This is a genomic window from Brevundimonas sp., from assembly GCF_041648115.1.
Taxonomy (GTDB): Bacteria; Pseudomonadota; Alphaproteobacteria; order Caulobacterales; family Caulobacteraceae; genus Brevundimonas.
On the sequence record NZ_JBAZPR010000002.1, the window covers coordinates 195,630 to 218,392 of the forward strand.

Annotated in this window: 25 protein-coding genes; 13 read left to right on the forward strand and 12 right to left on the reverse strand. The window is 67.0% G+C overall.

All coding sequences use genetic code 11. From position 1 onward, the window contains the following. The first annotated feature begins 4 nt into the window (after positions 1–4). Positions 5–1,807 carry a DUF885 family protein gene (locus tag WC597_RS02410; RefSeq protein ID WP_372691599.1) on the forward strand — a complete coding sequence of 601 codons (1,803 nt, stop codon included), beginning with the start codon at positions 5–7 and terminating at the stop codon, positions 1,805–1,807. Between the two features lie 9 nt (positions 1,808–1,816). Here WC597_RS02410 and WC597_RS02415 read toward each other — a convergent pair whose 3' ends face one another. The 3 genes from WC597_RS02415 to WC597_RS02425 are packed head-to-tail and all read right to left on the reverse strand — an operon-like array spanning position 1,817 to position 4,100. Further along, a complete protein-coding gene (locus WC597_RS02415; protein ID WP_372691600.1) occupies positions 1,817–2,740 on the reverse strand; it encodes an NAD(P)/FAD-dependent oxidoreductase in 924 nt (307 codons plus the stop codon). Continuing rightward, the gene (locus WC597_RS02420; protein ID WP_372691602.1) at positions 2,737–3,891 is read right to left on the reverse strand and encodes a DUF1176 domain-containing protein; all 1,155 of its coding nucleotides are present in this window, start codon (positions 3,889–3,891) and stop codon (positions 2,737–2,739) included. The genes WC597_RS02415 and WC597_RS02420 overlap by 4 nt, the downstream gene beginning before the upstream one ends. Then, positions 3,888–4,100 carry a DUF2945 domain-containing protein gene (locus WC597_RS02425; protein WP_372691603.1) on the reverse strand — a complete coding sequence of 71 codons (213 nt, stop codon included), beginning with the start codon at positions 4,098–4,100 and terminating at the stop codon, positions 3,888–3,890. Before WC597_RS02425 ends, WC597_RS02420 begins: the two co-directional genes overlap by 4 nt. A gap of 312 nt (positions 4,101–4,412) precedes the next feature. On the opposite strand from WC597_RS02425, the gene WC597_RS02430 reads away from it, so the two are divergent. The 3 genes from WC597_RS02430 to WC597_RS02440 all read left to right on the forward strand — a co-directional run bounded on the left by WC597_RS02430 (position 4,413) and on the right by WC597_RS02440 (position 6,981). Beyond that, the gene (locus tag WC597_RS02430) at positions 4,413–5,633 is read left to right on the forward strand and encodes an NADP-dependent isocitrate dehydrogenase (protein WP_372691604.1); all 1,221 of its coding nucleotides are present in this window, start codon (positions 4,413–4,415) and stop codon (positions 5,631–5,633) included. Positions 5,634–5,804: 171 nt separating this feature from the next. Then, the gene (locus tag WC597_RS02435) at positions 5,805–6,380 is read left to right on the forward strand and encodes a DUF2939 domain-containing protein (protein ID WP_372691605.1); all 576 of its coding nucleotides are present in this window, start codon (positions 5,805–5,807) and stop codon (positions 6,378–6,380) included. 46 nt (positions 6,381–6,426) lie between these two features. Continuing rightward, positions 6,427–6,981 carry a DUF2939 domain-containing protein gene (locus WC597_RS02440; protein ID WP_372691606.1) on the forward strand — a complete coding sequence of 185 codons (555 nt, stop codon included), beginning with the start codon at positions 6,427–6,429 and terminating at the stop codon, positions 6,979–6,981. Positions 6,982–7,409: 428 nt separating this feature from the next. Here WC597_RS02440 and alaS read toward each other — a convergent pair whose 3' ends face one another. From alaS to WC597_RS02455, 3 genes are all read right to left on the reverse strand, one after another. Next, positions 7,410–10,061 (reverse strand): alanine--tRNA ligase, encoded by a 2,652-nt coding sequence (gene alaS, locus WC597_RS02445; protein WP_372691607.1) that lies wholly within the window; start codon positions 10,059–10,061, stop codon positions 7,410–7,412. 85 nt (positions 10,062–10,146) lie between these two features. Then, positions 10,147–11,007 carry a pirin family protein gene (locus WC597_RS02450; protein ID WP_372691608.1) on the reverse strand — a complete coding sequence of 287 codons (861 nt, stop codon included), beginning with the start codon at positions 11,005–11,007 and terminating at the stop codon, positions 10,147–10,149. Between the two features lie 36 nt (positions 11,008–11,043). Then, the gene (locus WC597_RS02455) at positions 11,044–11,637 is read right to left on the reverse strand and encodes a hypothetical protein (protein ID WP_372691610.1); all 594 of its coding nucleotides are present in this window, start codon (positions 11,635–11,637) and stop codon (positions 11,044–11,046) included. 207 nt (positions 11,638–11,844) lie between these two features. On the opposite strand from WC597_RS02455, the gene sdhC reads away from it, so the two are divergent. Genes sdhC through WC597_RS02475 form a run of 4 tightly spaced genes read left to right on the forward strand, consistent with a single transcriptional unit; the run spans position 11,845 to position 15,298 of the window. Continuing rightward, positions 11,845–12,309, forward strand: coding sequence for a succinate dehydrogenase, cytochrome b556 subunit (sdhC, locus tag WC597_RS02460; protein WP_372691612.1), 465 nt, complete (start codon positions 11,845–11,847; stop codon positions 12,307–12,309). Next, positions 12,306–12,710, forward strand: a complete 405-nt coding sequence (gene sdhD, locus WC597_RS02465) for a succinate dehydrogenase, hydrophobic membrane anchor protein (protein WP_372691613.1) — start codon at positions 12,306–12,308, stop codon at positions 12,708–12,710. Before sdhC ends, sdhD begins: the two co-directional genes overlap by 4 nt. Positions 12,711–12,717: 7 nt before the next feature. Continuing rightward, entirely contained in the window at positions 12,718–14,502 is a 1,785-nt protein-coding gene (gene sdhA, locus WC597_RS02470) for a succinate dehydrogenase flavoprotein subunit (RefSeq protein WP_372691614.1), read from the forward strand. Between the two features lies 1 nt (position 14,503). Then, positions 14,504–15,298 carry a succinate dehydrogenase iron-sulfur subunit gene (locus WC597_RS02475; RefSeq protein ID WP_372691615.1) on the forward strand — a complete coding sequence of 265 codons (795 nt, stop codon included), beginning with the start codon at positions 14,504–14,506 and terminating at the stop codon, positions 15,296–15,298. 45 nt (positions 15,299–15,343) lie between these two features. Here WC597_RS02475 and WC597_RS02480 read toward each other — a convergent pair whose 3' ends face one another. Both WC597_RS02480 and WC597_RS02485 read right to left on the reverse strand, forming a co-directional pair. Continuing rightward, the gene (locus WC597_RS02480) at positions 15,344–15,721 is read right to left on the reverse strand and encodes a PIN domain-containing protein (RefSeq protein WP_372691617.1); all 378 of its coding nucleotides are present in this window, start codon (positions 15,719–15,721) and stop codon (positions 15,344–15,346) included. Continuing rightward, the gene (locus tag WC597_RS02485; protein ID WP_372691618.1) at positions 15,718–15,948 is read right to left on the reverse strand and encodes a hypothetical protein; all 231 of its coding nucleotides are present in this window, start codon (positions 15,946–15,948) and stop codon (positions 15,718–15,720) included. Before WC597_RS02485 ends, WC597_RS02480 begins: the two co-directional genes overlap by 4 nt. A 78-nt stretch (positions 15,949–16,026) precedes the next feature. Between WC597_RS02485 and WC597_RS02490 the strand changes: the two genes are divergently transcribed. Genes WC597_RS02490 through WC597_RS02500 form a run of 3 tightly spaced genes read left to right on the forward strand, consistent with a single transcriptional unit; the run spans position 16,027 to position 17,547 of the window. After that, positions 16,027–16,347, forward strand: a complete 321-nt coding sequence (locus WC597_RS02490; protein WP_372691619.1) for a 2Fe-2S iron-sulfur cluster-binding protein — start codon at positions 16,027–16,029, stop codon at positions 16,345–16,347. Between the two features lies 1 nt (position 16,348). Next, entirely contained in the window at positions 16,349–17,203 is an 855-nt protein-coding gene (locus tag WC597_RS02495) for a kinase (RefSeq protein WP_372691620.1), read from the forward strand. Further along, entirely contained in the window at positions 17,200–17,547 is a 348-nt protein-coding gene (locus tag WC597_RS02500) for a PilZ domain-containing protein (protein WP_372691621.1), read from the forward strand. The genes WC597_RS02495 and WC597_RS02500 overlap by 4 nt, the downstream gene beginning before the upstream one ends. On the opposite strand, the gene WC597_RS02505 is transcribed toward WC597_RS02500, so the two are convergent. Both WC597_RS02505 and WC597_RS02510 read right to left on the reverse strand, forming a co-directional pair. Next, positions 17,544–18,398, reverse strand: a complete 855-nt coding sequence (locus WC597_RS02505) for a haloacid dehalogenase-like hydrolase (RefSeq protein ID WP_346496940.1) — start codon at positions 18,396–18,398, stop codon at positions 17,544–17,546. The genes WC597_RS02500 and WC597_RS02505 overlap by 4 nt on opposite strands. Positions 18,399–18,433: 35 nt before the next feature. Further along, positions 18,434–18,943 carry an S-type pyocin family protein gene (locus tag WC597_RS02510; RefSeq protein ID WP_372691622.1) on the reverse strand — a complete coding sequence of 170 codons (510 nt, stop codon included), beginning with the start codon at positions 18,941–18,943 and terminating at the stop codon, positions 18,434–18,436. A gap of 102 nt (positions 18,944–19,045) precedes the next feature. Between WC597_RS02510 and coaBC the strand changes: the two genes are divergently transcribed. Together coaBC and dut are read left to right on the forward strand one after the other, a co-directional pair. Beyond that, positions 19,046–20,275 (forward strand): bifunctional phosphopantothenoylcysteine decarboxylase/phosphopantothenate--cysteine ligase CoaBC, encoded by a 1,230-nt coding sequence (gene coaBC / locus WC597_RS02515; RefSeq protein ID WP_372691623.1) that lies wholly within the window; start codon positions 19,046–19,048, stop codon positions 20,273–20,275. Continuing rightward, complete coding sequence (dut, locus tag WC597_RS02520) at positions 20,272–20,727, forward strand: dUTP diphosphatase (RefSeq protein ID WP_372691624.1); 456 nt, start codon at positions 20,272–20,274, stop codon at positions 20,725–20,727. The genes coaBC and dut overlap by 4 nt, the downstream gene beginning before the upstream one ends. A 132-nt stretch (positions 20,728–20,859) precedes the next feature. On the opposite strand, the gene WC597_RS02525 is transcribed toward dut, so the two are convergent. Next, complete coding sequence (locus tag WC597_RS02525) at positions 20,860–21,702, reverse strand: DUF3800 domain-containing protein (RefSeq protein ID WP_372691625.1); 843 nt, start codon at positions 21,700–21,702, stop codon at positions 20,860–20,862. Between the two features lie 79 nt (positions 21,703–21,781). After that, entirely contained in the window at positions 21,782–22,717 is a 936-nt protein-coding gene (locus WC597_RS02530) for a DMT family transporter (protein WP_372691626.1), read from the reverse strand. Between the last annotated feature and the right edge of the window lie 46 nt (positions 22,718–22,763).

Below are 22,763 nucleotides of genomic sequence, written 5' to 3' on the forward strand. Positions count from 1 at the left end.
CCGCATGATCGATCGTCGCCGTCTCCTGCTGACCGCCGCCGCCACGGCTGGGGTCGCGCCGTCCCTGGCCCAGGCTCAAACCGCATTCTCCGATGCGGACGGGCGGCTGAACAGCCTGCTGGACGGCTGGTTCGAGGCGGACATCGAGGAGAACCCTGAGGGCGCGACAAACCTGGGCCTGGACCGGGGCGCGCGGGCAGGCCTGTCGTCCAGGCTCAGCGAGACAGGACCGGACGCCATCCGCAAGGATCGTGCGAAGGCCGTCACCCGCTGGGGCCAGTTAAGCAGCTTCGACCAGACCGGCCTGTCGCCGGCCGGGGCGCTGAACTACGCCATCGCCGCCTTCGGGGCCGAGACGGCGGCGCAAACGGCGCGCTTCGACTATGGGGCGGGACCGGGACGGCCGACGCCCTATGTCGTGACCCAGCTGTCGGGCGCCTATTTCAGCACGCCGGACTTCCTGGATAACCAGCACCGGGTCGAGGACGCGGCGGGCGCCGACGCCTTCCTGTCGCGGCTGGAGGCCTTCTCGGGCGTGCTGGAGGGCGAGACCGCCAAGGTCCAGGAAGACGCCGGTCTGGGCGTGATCCCGCCGGACTTCATCATCGACCGCATGCTGCCGCAAATCCGCACCCTGCACGACACGCCCGCCGCTGACATGGCCATGCTGAAGTCGCTGGCGCGCAAGACGGCCGGGTTGAACCTGACCGGATACGACGCCCGCGCCGCCGCCATCGTGGACCAGAAGGTCAAGCCGGCCCTGGCCGCCCAGATCGCCGCGCTGGAGTCCTTGCGTCCCCGCGCGACCCATGACGCAGGCGTATGGCGCCTGCCGGACGGCGAAGCCTTCTACGCTGCGGGCCTGAAGGCCAATACGACCACCACCCTGTCGGCCAACGAAATCCATGCCCTGGGTCGCGAACAGGTCGCCGAGATCAGCGCCGAGATCGACGCCATCCTGAAGGCGCAGGGCTATACGCAAGGGACCGTCGGCGAACGCATCCAGGCCCTGAACAAGGAGCCGGCCCAACTGTTCGCCAATACCGATGCGGGCAAGGCCGAGCTGCTGGCCTGGCTGAACCAGCTGGTCGCCGATCTGGAGCCGAAACTGCCGCAGGTGTTCGGCCGTCTGCCGAAATCGCACGTCGAAATCCGGCGCGTGCCGGTCTCGATCCAGTCAGGCGCGCCGGGCGGCTATTACCAGGGACCGCCGCTGGATGGGTCACGACCGGGGGCCTATTACATCAACCTGCGCGACAGCGGGAACTGGCCGCGCTTCGCCCTGCCGACCCTGACCTATCACGAGGCGTCGCCGGGGCATCACCTGCAGGTGGCGCTTCAGCGCGAGTCGGGCGAGCTGCCGCAGTGGCGGCGGGCGGGCGTCTTCTCGGCCTATAACGAGGGCTGGGCGCTGTATGCCGAGGCGGTCGCGGCCAACGACCTGGACGCCTATGCGGCCGATCCGCTTGGCTGGGTCGGCTTCCTGATGTCCTATCTTTTCCGGGCCGTGCGGCTGGTGGTGGACACCGGCCTGCATTCCCAACGCTGGAGCCGCGAACAGGCGGTCGACTATATGGCGGCCTCGGGCGCCAAGCCGCTGGATGCGTCGAACAGCGAGATCAACCGCTACTGCGTCTGGCCCGGCCAGGCCTGCTCCTACAAGGTCGGCCACACCGTCATCGCCCGCCTGCGCAAGGAGGCCGAGGCCAGGCCCGGTTTCGACCTGCGCGCCTTCCACGACAAGGTGCTGGAGAACGGCTCCCTGCCGTTGGCGGTGCTGGAACGGATCGTGAGCGGCCGAATCTAAAATCTGGGCCTAGTCGGCGACGGTCAGGCCGTCGATGCGGCGCAGGCGGTTGTGGATGTCGGTCGCGGCGACGGCGGCCTCTGCGGTCGCCACGGCGATCTGGTTGAGGCCGCGCACCACGTCGCCGGCGGCGTAGAGACCCGACACGCTGGTCGCCTGATGCAGATCGACCTCCAGCCGACCGTCGCCGGACAGGCGGGCGCCCAGACCCCTGGCAAGATCGGCGTTCGGCGACGTGCCCAGTGCGGAATAGACGAGGTCGAAGGTCCGCGTCTGGGCGGCGCCGCCCGGCCCCTTCCAGATCAGGGCCGTCACCCGATCCTGTTCGATGACGATGGCTTCCAGCGGGGCGAAGATCAGTTCGACGCCGAGGCGTTCCAGTTCGTCGCGGCGGCTGAGGGCGTCGGGCGCGCCGATGTGGATCAGGGTCACCCGGTCGGAATAGGTGCGCATGAATGCGGCCTCGCGCGCGCCCTTGTCGCTGTGGCCGATGACGGCGACGGCCTTGTCGGTCGCCTCATAGCCGTCGCAGATGGGACAGATGCGGACCAGCGCCTTCTGCACCGCCTGTTCGACGCCGGGCAGGTCGGGGTGGTGATCGACGACGCCCGTCGCCAGCAGGACGGCGCGGGCACGGATGGCTCGACCCTCGATCTCGGCGACGAATCCTTCGCCGTCGTGGGCCAGGGTCTCGACCCGACCCGGCGCGATGACGGCGTCATATTCCTCGGCCTGCTCGCGCATCCGCTTCAGGATGTCGGTTCCCGCGATGCCGGCCGGAAAGCCCGGCATATTGTGACTGAGCGGGATCCAGCAGGCGCGCGGCGCACCGGCGTCGATCACCAGGGTCCGCCGACGAAACCGCCCCAGATAGGTCGCGGCCGTCAGTCCGGCCGGACCCGCGCCGATGATCAGAACCTCCGGGTCGTTCACCGCGTGCGCCAGGCGACAGGCCACAGGTCGGACCGCACGCCCGCGCATTGGCCCATCGTGCTTTCCTCGGTCAGGACGAAACGGTCGCCGGTCCACGCCCAGGTCTGGGCCGAGCCGCAGTCGCCGATGCCGCGCCCCTTGGCGAAGGCCGACAAGGTGCGCGTCTTGGGATCGTAGGCCCCGTTGACGGTGGAATTGTCGGGCATGGTCGGGTCGGCGCCGGGTCCGGCCGTTCCGGCGAGGATCGCAGGCCGAGGGTCGCGACCGCCCGGTCCGGTCAGATACCAGTTGTGGGTGACATTATAGGCTCCCGCACCACAGGGCACGGCCCACAGCTCTGTGCGGGCGTCCAGCCGGGCGGACATGACCATGTCGCTGATCGCCGGCATGCTGGATTCCTTCAGACAGGTTCCGACCTCGGTGCGGCTGCGAAGGGCGGCGGGCACGGTCTGGTTTACGTCGCCGAAACCGGCCTGATCCACCGCCGGTGCGGGCGTGATCGTCGGCAGGGGCGGGGCCACCGGAACGGTGGCGGCCGGACGGTCGCCGCGTCGGATCAGGGCCGTGGGCGTGTCGAGACGGCCCTGTTTCTCGTCGATCCACAACAGGGCGGCGGCGGCCCCGCTCAGGGAGACATCCTGGGACGAGGCGCCGCGGATCGTCATGACCTTGCCCTGGGCCATGGCGTCGATCGCGGCGCGGGCGTTGGGGCGGATTTCGCCGATCGGCATTTCGGCCTCGCCCTCTTCGCTGAGCGCCGCCGCAAAGGCGCGGCCGTCGATCGTCAGCGCGATCTGGTTTGACCCCTTGGCGTCGCCGTCGGGCCAATAGCCGAACAGGATCTGCGGCTGGGCGTCCGGGCCGGGGGCCAGGGTGATGCGCACCCAGCCGGCGGCGAACTCCGGCGCGAAGCCGAAGGCCCAGCAGGTTCCGTCGTTGCCGCAGGTCGCGCTCCAGTCGCGGAACTGCTTCGTCTCGCTGCGGATCTGAAGCACGGGAGCAGAAGCGGCGGCAGCGACCGTTGCAGGCATGGCGGCCTGGGGCGCGCCGGGCGCCTTGGCGGCGTCCTTGTCGCCGCAGCCGGCGACGGCGAAGGCGGACAGGGCCAGGGCCAGGGCGGAAAGCGCGACGCCACGAGACAGGGTCTTCATGCCTTTTTCAACTCCGACGGCTTGTGCGCCGCACGCGCGCCGGTCTTGGCGCTCTCGACGATATACTCGGGATTTTGCGGCGAAGCTGCGACCTTGTGACCCTTTATGTGGGTTTCAGCGGTGACCTTCTTGATGACCGTGCCGGTCGTCGTGCCCTGGCTGTGATCCCACTTCACGCGGTCGCCGGCCTTGAAGGTCTTGTCTGGCATGGCTGCGCTCCCTGCTGTGTCGCTTCCTGTTCAGCGATCAGCCTGCGCATCAGTTCCGCATCGATCACCGGGGGCGTCTCGCAGAAGGTGACGATCCACCGATCGACCAGGTCACGCTCTTCGTTCGTCATTGCGTCGTCCGTCGCTGTTGCTGGGCCAAGCAGAAGCCAAGACAGAGAGAAGGGTTCAGCGTGGCCGTGGAGGTTTTTTCCGGGCGGGGTTAACGGACGGCGGGGTTTGCGTGGGCGCGCGGTCCCGCTATATCCCCGCCACGACATTCCCTTCCCCAACGTTCAGAGGCGGACCTCACGCATGGCCAAGATCAAGGTCGAAAACCCCATCGTCGACATCGACGGCGACGAAATGACCCGCATCATCTGGCAGATGATCAAGGACAAGCTGGTCTTTCCGTTCCTGGATCTCGAACTGGACTACTACGACCTGGGCATGGAGCACCGCGACGCCACCGACGACCAGGTGACGATCGACGCGGCCCACGCGATCCAGAAGCACGGCGTCGGCGTCAAGTGCGCCACCATCACCCCTGACGAAGCGCGCGTCGGCGAGTTCGGCCTGAAGAAGATGTGGAAGTCGCCGAACGGCACTATCCGCAACATCCTGGGCGGCGTCGTCTTCCGCGAGCCGATCATCTGCTCGAACGTGCCGCGCCTGGTTCCCGGCTGGACCCAGCCGATCGTCGTCGGCCGTCATGCCTTCGGCGACCAGTACAAGGCCACCGACTTCCTGATGCCCGGCCCCGGCACCCTGACGATCAAGTTCGTCGGCGAAGACGGCGCCGTGATCGAGCACGAGGTCTACAAGGCTCCCGGCGCTGGCGTGGCCATGGCCATGTACAACCAGGATGAGTCGATCCGCGAGTTCGCCCACGCCAGCTTCGCCTATGGCCTGCAGCGCAACTATCCGGTCTATCTGTCGACCAAGAACACGATCCTGAAAGCCTATGACGGCCGCTTCAAGGACCTGTTCCAGGAAGTGTTCGACGCCCACTACGCCGCCGAGTTCAAGGCCAAGGGCCTGACCTACGAGCACCGTCTGATCGACGACATGGTCGCGGCGGCCATGAAGTGGTCGGGCGGCTTCGTCTGGGCGTGCAAGAACTATGACGGCGACGTGCAGTCGGACGTGGTGGCGCAGGGCTTCGGCTCGCTGGGCCTGATGACCTCGGTCCTGATGACGCCGGACGGCAAGGTGCTGGAAACCGAGGCCGCCCACGGCACCGTGACCCGCCACTATCGCCAGCATCAGAAGGGCGAGGCCACCTCGACCAACTCGATCGCCTCGATCTTCGCCTGGACGCGCGGCTTCAAGCACCGGGCCAAGCTGGACGACAACGCGGCCCTGGCGACCTTCGCCGAGACCCTGGAGAAAGTGGTCGTCGACACCGTCGAGAGCGGCGCCATGACCAAGGACCTGGCCCTGCTGGTCGGCGACCAACAGGGCTGGCTGACCACCGAGGGCTTCCTCGACAAGGTCGCCGAGAACCTGAAGACCGCCCTGCCGGACGTGGGCTGAGTCACCATATCGGGTCGCAACTCTCTGCCGACAGGACGCCCCTAACGTCCTCAAGTAGCCCGAAGGGCGATAGGACAAACAAGAATCCAACCCCGCCGGAGCGATCCGGCGGGGCTTTTCGTTGTGTGATCGGCCGGGGCGTGCATGATCGGCGATAATGAGGAAGCGGTCGTGAAGCGTCTGTTCGGAAATCTGGTGCTGGCGGCGGTTGTGGCGGCGGTGCTGTCCTTCTTCGCCGCGCCCGCCGTGGCCTTCTTCGCCATTCGGTCGGCGGCCGAGGCGAACGATGTGGCGGGGCTGTCGCGGCTGATCGACTTCAACGCCGTGCGCCAGTCGCTGCGGCCGCAACTGGCCGGACGGCCCGAGGCGATGGCGCCCGCGCAGTCGTTCCTGGAAGACCCCATCGGCGCCTTCCGGCGTCAGATCGAACAGAACCCCATCCTGCGCCAACCCGACGTGGACGCCTATCTGACGCCGGCGGCCCTGACGGCCTTGTTACGGGGCGAGGGACGATACGCCAGCCAGCGCACAGCGGCGGGCGTCGCGCCCGCATCGGCCCAGACGCGCAAGCCCTGGCCCAGCCCGGCCTATTGGAGCGTCAACCGGGCGCGGATGGCGGTAACGGACCAGGGCGGGTCGCGCACCCTGTTTACCTTCGAGCGGCGCGGGCCGTTCGAATGGAAGCTGGTCCATATCGGCCTGCCGGACGGAACCGCGCCGGCCGTGAGCGTGACCACACGTCCGTAAGGCAACCGGGCGGTCGGGAGCCGCGTTGGCTTTTCAAGGAGACTGCATGAACCGCAAGATCGTCACCGGAGCCCTGATCGCCGTCATCGTCGGCGTGGTCGTCGCCCTGTTCGCCTCGCCCTTCATCGCCGCCCAGGCCCTGGTGCGCGCGGCGCGGACCGGGGATGCGGCGGGGCTGGAACGGCAGGTGGATTTTCCGGCCTTTCGCGCCAGCCTGAAAAGCGAACTGAATGCGCGAGCGGCGCTGGAAATCCGCAGCCGGACCAAGGGGGATCGCGGTCTGGCGGCGCTGGGGATGTTGCTGGCGCCGTCGCTGGTCGAGGGGGCGGTCGACAACTTCGTCACGCCCCAGGGCATCGCCGCCATGGTGCGCTCAGGCGAGACGCCCGAGCCCGAACGCCCGGTCCCCGCCGACGACACGCCCGCCGTGGACAAGGACAAGATCCGCCAGTCCTGGGCCTATCTCGGGATCAACACCTTCGCCGTGACCCTGACGCGCGATGACCGGCCGGACGACGCGCTGGTGCTGATCCTGAAACGCCGCACGCCGTTTACCTGGAAGCTGTCGGGGGTGGACCTAACGCCCGATCCGATGGGTTGAGACGGTCGAGGAGCAAAAAACACCGTCTAAAGTGTCTAATCTGTCTGATTGGACAATGCGCCGCTGATCAAAAAATTGAGTGCAATCGGTGCACTTTTGTCCTGGATGCGCGTCCTCCCCTATGACCGGCGGCGATTATACGCGCGGTTCGGAGGGCGGGCAGGAAGTGAACGCTGCGGCGGCTTAAGCCGCTGATGTTCCTTGAGACGCGGCTCTGAGATGGGATGGAAGGCGACCGGTCGCTTCGATCTTCGTCATCCTCCGGCAAGCCGCTTGCGGCGCAGACCGGGGGACCCAGCGGCGCCGAAGGCGATGTCTCTGCCGCACTCATACCCAGACAGCAGAGCCTCGACAGGGTCGCGCTCTCGCGCGCCGCTGGATCCCCCGGTTCCGCTGCGCGGCCCGGAGGATGACGAAAGCGAGGGCGATCAGCCCGCCAGCGCCGCGCGCACCGCCGCCAGACCGTCTTCGGCCTTGGACCCATCCGGCGCGCCGCCCTGGGCGAAGTCGGGTTTGCCGCCGGCGCCCTGGCCGCCCATGGCGATGACGGCGGCGCGGGCGAGGTCGGCGGCGTTGACGCGATCGGTAAGGTCAGAGGTGACGGCGACGGTGACGGCGGCCTTGCCCTCGGTGACGCCGATCAAGGCGACGACGCCGGCGCCGACCTGTTTCCTGAAGTCTTCGGCGACGCCACGCAGACCCTTGCCGTCCACGCCGTCCAGGACGCGGGCCATCAGCTTGACGCCATTGATCTCCTCAGGCGCAGACGAGGCGCCCGAGCCGCCGCCGAGCGCCAGTTGCTTCTTCAACTCGGCGACCTGTTTTTCCAGCGTCTTGACCGAGGCGGTCAGGCTATCGACGCGGGCGGGGACGTCGGCGGTCTGGACCTTGAAGCCCTGAGCCAGCGAACGGGCGACGCCGGCCTGGGCCAGCAGATACTGGCGCGCGGCCTCGCCGGTCAGGGCCTCGATGCGGCGCACGCCGGCGGCGACGCCGGTTTCCTGGACGATCTTGAACAGGGCGATGTCGCCGGTGCGGGCGACGTGGGTGCCGCCGCACAGTTCGACCGAATAGGGGGCGTTGTTGTCGCCGGTCAGGGCGCGGCCCAGGGTCAGGACACGGACTTCGTCGCCGTATTTCTCGCCGAACAGGGCGATGGCGCCGGCCTCGATGGCCTCCTGCGGGGCCATCAGCTTCATCTCGGTCGGGACGTTCTGACGGATGACCGCATTGACCTCGGTCTCGATGGCCGAGAGTTCGGCCTCGCTGAGCGGGGCGCCGTGGCTGAAGTCGAAGCGGGCGCGCTCGGCGTCGACCAGCTGGCCCTTCTGGGCGACCGCCGGGCCGAGCACATTCTTCAGGGCCGTGTGCAGCAGGTGGGCGGCGGAGTGGTTGGCGCGGGTCGTGCGGCGCTTTTCGGCGTCCACCAACTGGGCCGCGCGGGTTCCGATTTCCAGCGTGCCAGCCGTGACCTGGGCCACCAGCACATGCAGGTCGCCGGCGTGTTTGCGCACGTCGATGATCTCGGCTTCGCCGCCCGGCCATTCGATAATGCCGTGATCGCCGGCCTGGCCGCCGCTTTCGGCATAGAAGGGGGTGGTGTCGAACAACACCTCGACGATGTCGCCGGCCTCGGCCGTCTCGACGGGGGCGCCGGCGTTCATGATGGCCAGGACTTCGCCCGAACCCTCGATAGTGTCGTAGCCGGTGAAGACGGTCGGCCCCATGCGGTCGCGGATCGCCAGCCATTCGTTGGTGTTGGCGGTCTGGCCCGAGCCCTTCCAGTGTTCGCGCGAACGCTGGCGCTGTTCGGCCATGGCAGATTCGAAGCCGTCCACATTGACCGAGAAGCCGCGACGACGAGCCTCGTCCTGAGTCAGGTCCAGCGGGAAGCCATAGGTGTCGGACAGGGTGAAGGCGGTCTGGCCGTCCAGCATGTCGCCCGGACGGAAGCCCTGAACCGCCGTGTCGAACAGGGCCATGCCCCGGCCGAGCGTGGTGCGGAAGCGGACCTCTTCCTGCTTCAGCGTGTCCTCGATGAAGGCTTGGGCGCGGCCCAGTTCGGGATAGGCGTCGCCCATCTCGGCCACCAGGGTCGGGACCAGGCGGTGCATCAGGGGGTCGGCGGCGCCCAGCAGGTGGGCGTGGCGCATGGCGCGGCGCATGATGCGGCGCAGGACATAGCCCCGCCCCTCGTTCGACGGGGTGACGCCGTCGGCGATCAGGAAGGACGACGAGCGCAGGTGGTCGGCGATGACCCGGTGGCTGGCGGCGCGCTCACCGTCCGACTTGGTCGAGGTGGCGTCTTCGGACGCCGCGATCAGGGTCTTGAACAGGTCGGTCTCGAACACCGAATGCACGCCCTGGAGCACGGTGGTCATCCGCTCCAGGCCCATGCCGGTGTCCACGCTGGGCTTGGGAAGGTTGCGAACGATCTGATCGTTCTCCTTCTCATACTGCATGAAGACGTTGTTCCAGATTTCGACGTAGCGGTCGCCGTCCTCGTCCGGCGAACCGGGAGGGCCGCCGGCGATCTTGTCGCCGTGGTCCCAGAAAATCTCGGTGCAGGGACCGCACGGGCCGCTGTCGCCCATGGCCCAGAAGTTGTCCGAGCCGGCGATGCGGATGATCTTGTCGTCGGAGAAGCCGGTGATCTTCTTCCAGATCGCGGCGGCCTCGTCATCGTCGATATAGACGGTGACCAGCAGGCGTTTGGCGTCCAGGCCGAAGTCCTGGGTGACCAGGTTCCACGCCTTCTCGATGGCGTGTTCCTTGAAATAGTCGCCGAACGAGAAGTTCCCCAGCATCTCGAAAAAGGTCAGGTGGCGTGCGGTGTAGCCGACATTGTCCAGGTCGTTGTGCTTGCCGCCGGCGCGGACGCATTTCTGGGAGCTGGTCGCGCGCGGATAGGGCGGCTTGGACGCGCCGGTGAAATAGTCCTTGAACGGCACCATGCCGGCGTTGACGAAGAGCAGCGACGGGTCGTTCTGCGGCACCAGCGGGGCCGAATGGACCTTGGCGTGGCCGTCCGCCGCGAAATAGTCGAGGTAGGTGGCGCGGATCTCGTTCAGGCTGGGCATGTGGCGGTCTTCGGCTCGGCGGTCGCTAAGGAACCGGCGTCTTATAGGGTTTTGTCTGGGAACGCATCACCTCCGCACGTCGCACTCAAACGCGTGGCGGCGGGCCGAACTTGCCGGCCTGGTAGTCCTGGATCGCCTGGATGATCTCTTCGCGGGTGTTCATGACGAAGGGGCCGTGGCTGAAGACCGGCTCGTTTATGGGTTCGGCATGGCCTAGCAGGACGACGGCGTCGGATGCGGCCGTGATCTGGACCGCGTCGCCGTCGGACAGGGCGGCGAGGTTCCATTCGGGCACGGGGGTGCCGGCGACCGAGACCTCGCCCTTCACGACATAAAGGAAGACGTTGCGGCCGGGCGCGACCGGCGTCTGGAAGGTCTTGTTCTTCGGCAGGCGGACGACGGCCAGATGGATGTCGATCAGGGACTGGATCGGGGCCGCAACGCCCAGCCATTCACCGGAGACCGGTTCGACAGTGACGCCGTCCTCGGTGGTGAAGGTGGGGATGTCGGATTTCTGCAGGCCGATGTAGTCGGGCCTGGTCATCTTCAGCCGTGAGGGCAGGTTCACCCACAGCTGGAGGATCTCCATCGGCCCGCCGTCGCGCTTGAAGGCGGCGGGCGACAGTTCGGCGTGGATCAGGCCCGAGCCGGCGGTCATCCACTGGATGCCGCCCGCCTTGATGATGCTCTCGCCGCCGCCGGAATCGTTGTGGGACAATTCGCCATCGAGGATGAAGGTGACAGTCTCGAACCCCCTGTGCGGATGAGGGCCGAACGGCAGGCCGGCGTTGCCGGGCGCATAGGTCTGAGGCCCGTGGTGGTTCAGGAAGAGGAAGGGATCGACCTGCTCCAGACCGGGGCCGGGCACGGGACGGCGCGTGATCAGATCGCCGATGTCGTCGCGGTGGGCCGGATGCAGGCGAAGGACGGGACGGAGATGGGTCATTCGCCACATATAGGGTGACGAATAGGCGATGGCGAATTAGCCGGCGCGGGAGACCGTCACCGGCCGGGCGCGGCCGTTCTGGATCAACTCGCCGGCCCAGCCCCTGGCGGTGGGATGCAGGTGCAGTTCCCCACCGGACAGAGGAATGACGGCGATGTCGCCGCTTCTGGAGGCCGGGCCGGCTGCGCCGCCCTGGTCTGTCCCGGACGGGGCGTCCAGCCGACGCCATGCGCCCTCGATCATTCGCCCTGCGCCGCGATCCGTCAGGGCCAGGGACAGCAGGGGCTTTCCGTTATGGCCGACGACGCGCCAGCGGCCGTCCAGAGGACCGCTGCGGGCGTCCGCGTCGATCTGGGCCTGGGCCACGCCCTGGTCATAGGCGATCTCTGCGTCGGTGGGGCTGACCTCGTAACTGCCGACATAGGCGTTCACCTCGACGGGGGCGGTCAGGGGACGGCGGTGGCGATCCGTCGCAGCGTCGCCCTGCGCCTCTTCGCGACCGAAGTCGGAGGGCGGCTCGAACGGGCGGATGACCGGCGCCTGATAGGTCTCGGGCGTGGCGTCCAGCAGACCCGTGGTCTGGATGGCGGGTTCCAGGGCGACGACGGAGATCAGGGCGAACAGGATCATGAGGCCCACCGTGCCAAATACCGCCCTGCATCGGCTAGCCGTCCATGGGCTTGCGAACGCAAACGTGATCCGCCGTGATGGAACGATCGTAGAAACGACAATGCGTCGATGTTCGCCACTGTGCGTTGACACCGGCCCCCCAGGGTCACAAAAGCCTTCGCAACCGCACACGGCGATTGAATTCATTCGCTTTTGAGAACCATTCGCATGACCCAGCCCAGCCCGACGCCGGGTGGCGCATCCAGCGACCGGACCGGTCGCTTCGTCACCCAACCGAACGGTCACATCGCGCCGCTTTCGCCGCACATGAGCATCTGGCGCTGGCACGTCACCATGACGGCCTCGATCCTGTTCCGGGCCACGATCATCGCCGCCACCGTCGGATCCGTCTTCGTCATCGGCTGGCTGGGCGCAATGGCCTTTGGCGCCGAGCACTACGCCTGCTTCGCGTCGCTGGCGGGTTCGCCGCTGGGTTTGTTCATCGGCTTCGGCCTGACGGTGGTGCTGTTCTCCTTCATCCTGAACGGCGCGCGTCACACCTATAACGACACCGGCAACGGCCTGACGGTGAAGTCGGCGACGCTGTTGTCCAACATCGCCGTCTGGGCGCCGGTCCCGCTGGCCGTGCTGTTCTGGGTCGTCCTGTTCGCCGTCGGGAGGGTCTCGCTGTGAGCGGCGCCGCCAAGTTCAAGAACAACGTCAAGGTTTCCGAGCGCCACGGCGCCGGCGAATGGCTGATCGAGCGCGTCCTGCTGGTGGCTCTGCTGCCGCTGGCCCTGTGGGCCGCCTCGACCGGCTTCACCCTGGCGGGCGCCGGCTATGACGCTGTGCTGGCCTGGTTCGCCAATCCGCTGAACGCGGGCCTGCTGGCCATCACCGTGGTGGTGTTCTTCGGCTATGTCAGCCTGGCCTGGAAAGTGATCCTGGAAGACTATGTGCCCAGCGCCGGAACGCGCGGTCTGCTGGTGATCTTGCTCAACATCGTCTTCCTCGTGCTGGCCGCCGCCAGCGTCTTCTTCATCGTGCGGCTGGCGCTGGGTTCTGCGCCGCTGCCCGCCGGCTTCGGAGCCTGATCCCGTAATGGCTGCTTACGAACTGATCGATCACGAATACGACGTCGTCGTCGTCGGCGCCGGGGGCTCGGGCCTCCGCGCTGCGCTCGGCGCCGCCCAGCAGGGGCTGAAGGTCGCCTGCGTGACCAAGGTCTTCCCGACCCGCTCCCACACCGTCGCGGCCCAGGGCGGCATCTCCGCCTCGCTCGGCAATATGGGCGAGGACAGCTGGCAGTGGCACATGTACGACACCGTCAAGGGGTCGGACTGGCTGGGCGACCAGGACTCGATCGAATATCTGGTCCGTAACGCGCCCAAGGCCGTCTATGAGCTGGAACACTGGGGCGTGCCTTTCTCGCGCACCGAAGAGGGCAAGATCTATCAGCGCGCCTTCGGCGGCATGACCCGCAACTTCGGCGAAGGCCCGGTGCAGCGCACCTGCGCCGCCGCCGACCGCACCGGCCACGCCATCCTGCACACCCTGTACGGCCAGTCGGTCCGTCGCGAGGTGAAGTTCTTCGTCGAATATTTCGCGCTGGACCTGATCATGCAGGACGGGACGTGCACCGGAGTGACCGCGCTGCAACTCGACAACGGCCAGCTTCACCAGTTCCGCGCCAAGATGGTGGTTCTGGCGACCGGCGGATACGGCCGCGCCTATTTCAGCGCCACCTCGGCCCACACCTGCACCGGCGACGGCAATGCGATGGTGCTGCGCGCCGGCCTGCCGTTGCAGGACATGGAGTTCGTGCAGTTTCACCCGACCGGCATCTATGGCGCCGGCTGTCTGATCACCGAGGGCGCACGCGGCGAGGGCGGTTATCTGACCAATTCGGAAGGCGAGCGCTTCATGGAGCGCTATGCGCCGACCGTGAAGGACCTGGCCCCGCGCGACATGGTTTCGCGCTCCATGACCATCGAAATCCGCGAGGGCCGCGGCGTGGGTCCGAACAAGGACCACATCTTCCTGCACCTGGACCACCTGGATCCCAAGATCCTGCACCAGCGCCTGCCGGGCATTTCCGAGAGCGCCAAGATCTTCGCCGGCGTGGACGTGACCAAGGAGCCGATCCCGGTCCTGCCGACCGTCCACTACAATATGGGCGGCATCCCCACGAACTATCATGGCGAAGTCCTGACGCTGCGCGACGGCAACCCCGACAGCGTGGTTCCGGGCCTGATGGCCGTGGGCGAGGCGGCCTGCGTCTCGGTACACGGCGCCAACCGCCTGGGCTCCAACTCCCTGACCGACCTGGTTGTGTTCGGCCGCGCCGTCGGCCTGCGTTGCGGCGAGGTGGTGGACAAGGCGTCGGCCGTGCCGTCGGCCTCCAAGACCCAGACCGACGCTCACCTGGCCCGTCTGGACCGCTTCCGCTTCGCAGACGGCTCGACCCCGACCGCCGAGCTGCGCCTGTCGATGCAGAAGGCCATGCAGGCCGATGCGGCGGTGTTCCGCACCGGCGAGACCCTGCAACAGGGCACCGACAAGCTGCGCGCCATCGAGGCGGCCGGCGCCGACATCAAGACCACCGATCGCGGCCTGATCTGGAACACGGATTTGATCGAGACGCTGGAATACGACAACCTGATCGCCCAGGCGATGGTCACCATCGAGGGCGGTCTGAATCGCACGGAATCGCGCGGCGCCCACGCCCGCGAGGACTATCCCGATAGGGATGATGCAAGATGGATGAAGCACACCCTGGCGTGGAAGCGTCCCGGCGAGCAGGTCCAGATCGATTATCGTCCGGTCCACAACTACACCATGTCCGACGACATCGCGTATATCGAACCGAAGGCGCGGGTTTACTAAGATGGTCCAGCTTACTCTCCCCAGAGGCTCCAAGCCGACGACGGGCAAGGTCCACAAGGCCGCGCCGGGGTCCAAGGACGTCAAGACCTACAAGGTCTATCGCTACGACCCCGAGGTCGACGCCGACCCGCGCTGGGACAGCTATGAGGTGCCGACCGGCGACCACGGCCCCATGCTGCTGGACGCCCTGATCCACATCAAGAACACCATCGACCCGACCCTGTCGTTCCGGCGCTCGTGCCGCGAAGGCATCTGCGGTTCGTGCTCGATGAACGTGGACGGACGCAACGCCCTGGCCTGCACCAAGGGCTGGGACGAGTGCGCGTCGCACAACATCACCATCGCCCCCCTGCCCCACCAGCCGGTGGTCAAGGACCTGGTGACGGACCTGAGCCTGTTCTACGCCCAGTACGACTCGATCCAGCCCTATCTGCAATCGGATGAGCCGGACCCCGAGAAGGAACGCCTGCAGACCCCGGCCGAGCGCGAGAAGCTGGACGGCCTGTATGAGTGCATCCTGTGCGCCTGCTGCTCGACCTCCTGCCCCAGCTACTGGTGGAACCAGGAAGAATACCTTGGCCCGGCGGCGCTGCTGCAATCCTATCGCTGGATTTCCGACAGCCGCGACGACGCGACGGACAAGCGCCTGGACGACCTGGAAGATCCGTTCAAACTGTATCGCTGCCACACGATCATGAACTGCGCCCAGGTCTGCCCCAAGGGCCTGAACCCCGCCAAGGCCATCGCCGAGACCAAGAAGCTGATGGTCGCGCCGAGCCGCAAGAAGGCGGCCTGATTTCAAAACCCCCCGGAGCGGCGCTTCGGGGGTTCTTGTTGTCTTCTACTCGGCCAGCTTTAGCCCGCAGTGGGCGGCGAAATGACGAAAGTCGGAATCGCCGGAGATCAACGGAATTCCCGCATCGATGCAGGACTGGGCGATCAGGGCGTCGGCCAGCCGCGCCTTGAGGCCCCGCATCGCGAGGGCGCGGCGATTGAGCGCCGCCCTTTCCCAATAGCCGTCGATGACCGGCACGAGCGGCGCTGCGCCCAGCAGGGCGTCGAGATCGCTTTCAGGCGACGCGGCGGACAGCAGTTCCGTCAGAACCAGCGGCGGCAGCACCAGCCGCTCGTCGAGAAGGGCGCGGCGAACCGCCGGTCGTGCGGGTCCATCGAAGCCGTGCAGGAAATGCAGGACCGCGCTGGTGTCGGCGGCGATCAAACCGCGCGGTCCGATCCGTCCAGCGTGCGATCCTGGCGCAGGTCGTCGAGATCGACGTCCAACGGCGCGCGCCCTTCCAGGGCCAGCATGCGACGACTCCAATCCGAATGCGCCAGGGTTTCGAGCGCCCGACGCAGGGTTTCCGTCACGCCCTGGCCCGTCGCATCCTGAGCCGCCGCCAGGAGGCGGGCCGGCAGGATGGCGGTGATCTTGCGCATGTCGTTCATGCGTCGATAATGCCATATAGCGATGCTGGCGCCAACTTACGGTCTTGCGCGGGCGGCATGGCTTGATATGAGCGGCCCATGGCCAGCATCACCTATATCGAGCATGACGGAACCGAGCACGTCGTCGACGTGAAGCCGGGGCTTTCCGTCATGGAAGGCGCGATCCGCAACAATGTGCCGGGCATCGACGCGGACTGTGGCGGGGCCTGCGCCTGCGCCACCTGCCACATTTATGTCGACGAGGCCTGGCGCGAGGCGACGGGCAAGCCCAGCGCCATGGAGGAGTCGATGCTGGACTTCGCCGAAGAGGTCGAGCCCAACAGCCGGCTGTCGTGCCAGATCCGCGTCTCGGACGCGCTGAGCGGCCTGGTCGTGCGGTTGCCGCAGAACCAGCACTGAAATGGACGAGCCGGGGCTGATCGAGAGGATCGGCCGCTGGATCCAACAAGCCGACCCGGCCGGACTGCCGCCGATCTTGGGGATCTCAGGGTCGCAAGGGTCTGGAAAATCCACCCTGGCGCATGAGGTCGCCGAGCGGTTCGGCGGGGCGGCGCTGTCGCTGGACGACGTCTATCTGGCCAAGGCGGAACGGACGGATTTGGCGGGGCGGGTGCATCCGCTGTTCGCCACGCGCGGGCCGCCGGGCACGCACGATCTCGGTTTGCTGCATCGACTTCTGACCCGGCTTTCGAGTGCGGGTCCGGGCGACCGGACGCCGCTGCCACGCTTCGACAAGCTGGCCGACGACCGGGCGCCCGAGGCGGACTGGCCCGTCGTGCAGGGGCGGCCGAGCGTGATCGTGCTGGAGGGATGGTGCCTGGGGGCGACGGCGCAGGCGGCGACGGTTCTGGTCGCGCCGATCAATGCGCTGGAAGCTGAGCAGGATGCCGACGGCCTGTGGCGGAGCGCGATCAACGAGGCCCTGGCGCGGGATTATGGGCCGCTGCACGCGCGACTCGACGCCCTGATCTTCCTGAAGGCGCCGGCGTTCGATGTCGTGCTGGACTGGCGCTGCGAACAGGAGGCGGGACTGATGAAACGCGGCGCCGTGCCGCCGGAGCGGCGCGCGGCCCTGGCGGTCTTCGTCCAGCACTATGAGCGGCTTACCCGGCACATGGTCGAAGGCGGCGTCGCCGCCGACCTGATCGTCGATCTGGACCGGGATCGCCGGATCGTGGGCCTGGAGGGCGCGGATTTCCTCGCGGCGACAGGGGGCGTGGCGCCGGAGCCGGCCTCGCGCGTTATCGAACCATGAGCTTGTTTGGATCCAAACCCGCCGCCACGGAAGACAGACGGTCGGCGACGCGTCGTCCGGCCAATGCGCGTGGCGTCGTCTGTGCGCCCGGCGTGGAGACGGCGTGTCTGATCGTCGATCTGTCGGACGGCGGCATGAAGGTGCGGCTGGACCGGGGCGCCGCCCTGCCGCGCGAGGTGGTGGTGGTCGATGTCGAGCAAGCCGTGGCCTATCCCGCGACCGTCGTGTGGCAGAGGACGAACGAGGCGGGCTTGAGACAGACGGGCGCCAAATCCTTGCGCGGCCTCGCGCCCGCCCGGCTGATCGGAGCGCGCGAGGCCTGGCTGAGGGCCGGGGGCCGCTAGAGCCCGGCGGGCATGGAGCCGGCGTTGATGGCGATCCGGCCCACCAGTCCCTTGACGATCAAATCGAGCGCCGAACCCTCGCGGTAGTCGGCGGCGGCGACGAAGTTGACCCGGTCTTCCGAGATCAGGGAATAGACCTTCTTCTGGTCCTTCTCGTTCGAGCGCGGATCATAGACCGCGATCGAGAAGCCGCCCTTGGTGTGCATCATCTTCATGGTCGGCACGTCGGTGTCGCCGTCGCCGATGAAGATCATCCGATCAAAGGGCACGGCGCGCTCGTCGTCGGGGATGAAGTGGTTGATCCGCTCGTGCTCCCAGTGGTTCTTCACCCCCTTGTTGATGCGGAACAGATACTGGGTCTTGGTGGTGTAGTTGACGCCCACGGCCGGCCAGGCCGCCTCACCCTTTTCGTCATAGACATAGTGGGACGCGAAAACGTGGTTCAGGGCGGGCCGGATCGGCGTGCCGTCGATCATCTCCTCCAGCCCGGCCGAGATGATGTAGTGCTCGATCTCCAGCCCGTATTTGGCGCCGAAGGCGTTCATCCGGTCGAACCAGCTGAGATCCTTCAGCCCCTCGAACAGGGCAACGGCCTCGCCGTGCTGGCGCAGGGTCTCGCGTGTCACGGGGGCGCCGTTCTGGCGCGCGTGGTGCAGCATCAGCTGCATGTACATCAGGATGCCGTCGCCGTCGGCATCCTTGGTCAGGCGCTCGGCCTCCTCCCAGAAGGCGCCGATGCCCATGCCGACGGATGGGATAAACGACACCTCCTGCATGTTGCCGCGCGCCAGGGTGCCGTCGAAATCATAGATCAGGGCGGTCTTCAGCAGCGGCGTCTTGGGTTCGGACATGAGGGCGAGATCCTTGGTGGAACCCGCCCTCTATATCAGCCCGCCGCGCCCGTCGATTGGCGACGCTGGCCGAAGGTGGGGGCGGCCGCCTTCTGCTCGGCCCAGTAGTCGGCGCCCGTCGTCGGCTTGAACATCGTGCGCGGCGAGCCGTTTCTGGCCACCACGGCGAAGGTGTTGGTCGAGGCCTGATAGATCAGGGTGTCGCCGTTGGGGCGTTTGACGGTCTCAGCGTCGCTGGGCGGGCTGGAGGTGAAGGCCTTCACCTTGGCAATATAGTCTTGAGGCGACTGGGCGTCGAAGTCGGCGCCGTTGCGCTGAAAAAGACGCGCCGTCTTGGCGTCGATCGTCTCGGTGCGGGTCACCGTCAGACCCGGTTTGATCTCCTGCGTCGTGGTGGTTTCGACAGTTTCCGACATGAGACCCGAAGATGGCGCCGCCTCCGCCGTCCGGTCCCGTGTCTCGACCGCCGAACTGTTGTCGCAGGCGCTCAGCCCCAACAGTCCGCACAGGGCCAGCGCGGCCCCTCCCCTCGTCAGCGTTCTCATTCTTCCCTCCAGATACCCGCTGGGCGCGACGAAAGCACAACTTTATTGTTCGCGCAATGTTCTCGTCTCGACGGCGTCACGCGGGGCGGCTAGACGAGGATCATGGACAATCGCTCCCTTTCGAACCGCAAGATCCTGCTGATCGTCGGCGGCGGCATCGCGGCCTACAAGGCGCTGGAGCTGGTGCGGCTGATCGCCAAGGCGGGCGGACAGACGCGGGTGATCCTGACCGAATCCGGGGCCGAGTTCGTGACGCCCCTGTCGCTGGCGGCGCTGAGCGGCCATCCGGTGCGTTCGGGTTTGTTCCATCCCGACGACGAAACCAGCATGGGCCATATCGAGCTGTCGCGCTGGGCCGATCTGGTGGTGGTGGCGCCGGCGACGGCGGGCCTGATCGCCAAGGCCGCGAACGGCCTGGCCGACGACCTGGCCTCGACGACCCTGATCGCCACCGACAAGCGCGTGCTGCTGGCGCCCGCAATGAATGTGCGGATGTGGGAGCATCCGGCGGTCCAGGCCAATATGGAGCGGCTCAAGGCCTTCCCCGGCTTCCACGGCGTGGCGGTCGTCGGGCCGGACGAGGGCGAGATGGCCTGTGGTGAATATGGCTTTGGCCGCATGGCGGAACCGGCAGCGATCCTGGAGGCCATCGAGGGCCTGCTGGCCGGCGCGGGCGGACGGCCGCTGGCGGGTCGCAAGGCCGTGGTCACCGCCGGGCCGACGTTCGAGCCTATCGACCCGGTGCGGGGCCTGACCAACCGGTCCAGCGGCAAGCAAGGCTACGCCATCGCGGCGGCCCTGGCTGAACTGGGCGCCGAGGTGACGCTGGTGTCGGGGCCGACGGCGCTGGGCGCGCCCACGGGCGTGACGCGGATCGACGTGGAGAGCGCGCTAGAGATGCAGGCGGCGACGCGGGCGGCCCTGCCCGCCGACATCGCCGTGCTGTCGGCCGCCGTCGCCGACTGGCGCGTGGACACCATCGCCGGCGGCAAGATCAAGAAGGGGCCAGGCGGGCCGCCGACCCTGGCTCTGATCGAGAACCCCGACATCCTGGCGGGCATCGCCGCGCCGGGACCGAAACGACCGGCCCTGGTCATCGGGTTCGCCGCCGAGACCACGGACTTGGAGACAAATGCGCGGGCCAAGCTGTCGAGGAAGGGCTGTGACTGGATCATCGGCAACGACGTGTCTGACGACGTGTTCGGCTCGGACGGCAACGCCGTGCTGCTGGTCACCGCCGACAAGACCGAGACCTGGCCGCGCCAATCCAAGACCGCCATCGCCCGGGCCGTCGCCGCCCGTATCGCCGCCCATTTCAAGAGCCCTGAATGACCGAGACCGCCATCCAGATCCTGCGCCTGCCGCATTCCGAGGGCCTGCCGCTGCCGGCCTATGAGACAGCCGGATCGGCGGGCATGGACCTGCGCGCGGCGGTGCCTGAGGATCAACCGATGACCCTCGCGCCGGGCCAGCGGGCGCTGGTGCCTACGGGGCTGAAGATCGCCCTGCCGCTGGGCTACGAGGCCCAGGTGCGGGCGCGCTCGGGCCTCGCCTTGAAACACGGCATCATCTGCCCGAATGCGCCGGGCACCATCGACAGCGACTATCGCGGCGAGTGCGGCGTGATCCTGGCCAACATCGGCGCCGAACCCTTCGTCATCCGCCGGGGCGAACGCATCGCCCAGCTTGTGATCGCCAAACACGAACGCGCGGACTGGGTCGAGGTCGAGACGCTGGACGAGACCACGCGTGGGACCGGCGGGTTCGGATCGACGGGGCGGTAGGCGAATCCGGTGCGGACCCACTAAATCTCCCGTTGCAATTTTTCAATTCATGAGTTATACGTAGAGTCAAGTGGATTGGGGGTTCCCGGTCGGCGTCGTGGCCTCGGTGGGTTCACCGGGGCCTTTCGCTTTTCAGGCCTCCGGGTAGATCAGATACCCCACGCCCTCGTAGTCCTTTCCAACATTGGCTCGGCCGCCTTGACAGAAGAATTTCTTCTTCAGAAGGTCGAGGGCCCGATTGGCCTGACCACGCCGAACGACGCTGAGGCCTATAGGTCTCGCCACCAGATCCGCCAGTTGAAGACCGGAAGAGTTGGCCTTCTTGTCGGCAAATACGACCGAGAACGGTAACGGCGCCGCAAACCTGTTGGCGCCATCGCAAATCCGCCTGAACTCCAGCTCAAGCTCGGCGTCTTCCTTCTTTCCCCGACACTCGACCACGACGTGCGTGGTCCCGTCGAGCTGACCCTTCTCGCTCAGAAAATCCCGTAGCTGTTCCAGGCAGAATTTCAGCGCGACATGATACGGGTTGCTTGCTGTTTCGCCTGTGTCGACCATGCGACGCTTGTCGATGACGCACGCAACGAGCACGAACTTGCTGGCCTCGATGATCCGAGAAAGAGCGCCGATGAAGCGGTTCTTTCCGGCCGCGTTCGAAAACCGGAACTGGCCGACTTCTTTGCGAATGTCTCTCTCGTGGAGAATGACGATGTCGTGGCCGAACTGCGAAAATTTGAACGCTTCAAGCGATGGAACGACAGCCCGCGCGTAATAGGCCTTCTGAAATATGCAGAGCGACAGCACGAAAACGGGATAGGCGTCGTCTATGGCGACCATGCTGTGATCGCCGCTTTCATCGACATAGACGATGTAGTCGCTGAACCTGGGCTTCTCTGCCGCAGCCTCGCCGCCGAAGTTCTCGACGCCGGCGAAAAGAGGAAGTTGGTCGGCGTCGGACGGTGCGGATGCGTTCATGATTGGGCTTGGGTTGGATTGCGCCTGATCCATATATCCGTGAACGTGAGATTTTCGCTACTCCACAGCGAAAGCCATCCTAAACTAGCGGCGCGGTCGGCTGGATCAGGGCGGCCTTGCGGCGGATGTGTTCGCGCCAGGCGGTGTAGAGGCCGCTGCTTGCGATCAGGGCGGCGCCGGCCAGGGTGCTGAGGGTCGGGGTCGTGGACATCAGCCACCAGCCGAAGACGATGGCGCCGACGATCTGGAGGTAGTCGAACGGCGCGACCACGGCGACGGGCGCCTTTTGCAGCGAGGCGGTCATGAACAGCTGAGCCAGGCCGCCGGCGATCCCCGATCCGATCAAAAGGGCGAAGGTCAGGGGCGAATGCCAATGGCCGACGAAGGGCAGCAGGATCGCCCCCACGGTGGATGAGCCGACGAAGAACCAGAAGACGATGGCGGCGACATGTTCGGTGTCACGCAACTGGCGCAGGGTGATGGTCACGCCGGCCGTCAGCAGGGCCGCGACCAGGCCGAAGGCGATCCCCTCGACCGGTACGGCGTGGTCCGCCCCCGGTCTCATGACGATGAGCACGCCGATGAAGCCCACGGCGACGGCGGCCCAGCGGCGCGGGCCGACGGCCTCCTTCAGGATCAGGAAGGACAGCAGGGTGGCGAAGATGGGGGCGGTGAAGCTGAGGGTCGTGGCGTCGGCCAGCGGCAGCAGCGTCAGGGTCTGGAAGACGCACAGGATCGAGACGATGCCGAGGGCGATGCGGCCGACATGGGCAAAGGGGCGGCGCGTGGTCAGACCCGCCAGACCGCCCGGCTGGGTCAGCACCCAGGCCAATACCACCGGCAGGCCGAAGAAGGCGCGGTAGAACAGCATCTCGGGCGCGACGACGCCGTCCAGCGACGCCAGTTTCAGCACCGCCGCCATGACCGAGAAACAACCCGCCGCCGCGATGCGCAGGGCGATGCCGTGCGCGATATCCTCGCCTGCCTTGCCTGTCGCCGTCACGTCCTGCGCCATCCGCGCCTTTCGATACGGCCGGGGCGATGAAGGCCCCGGCCGCAGG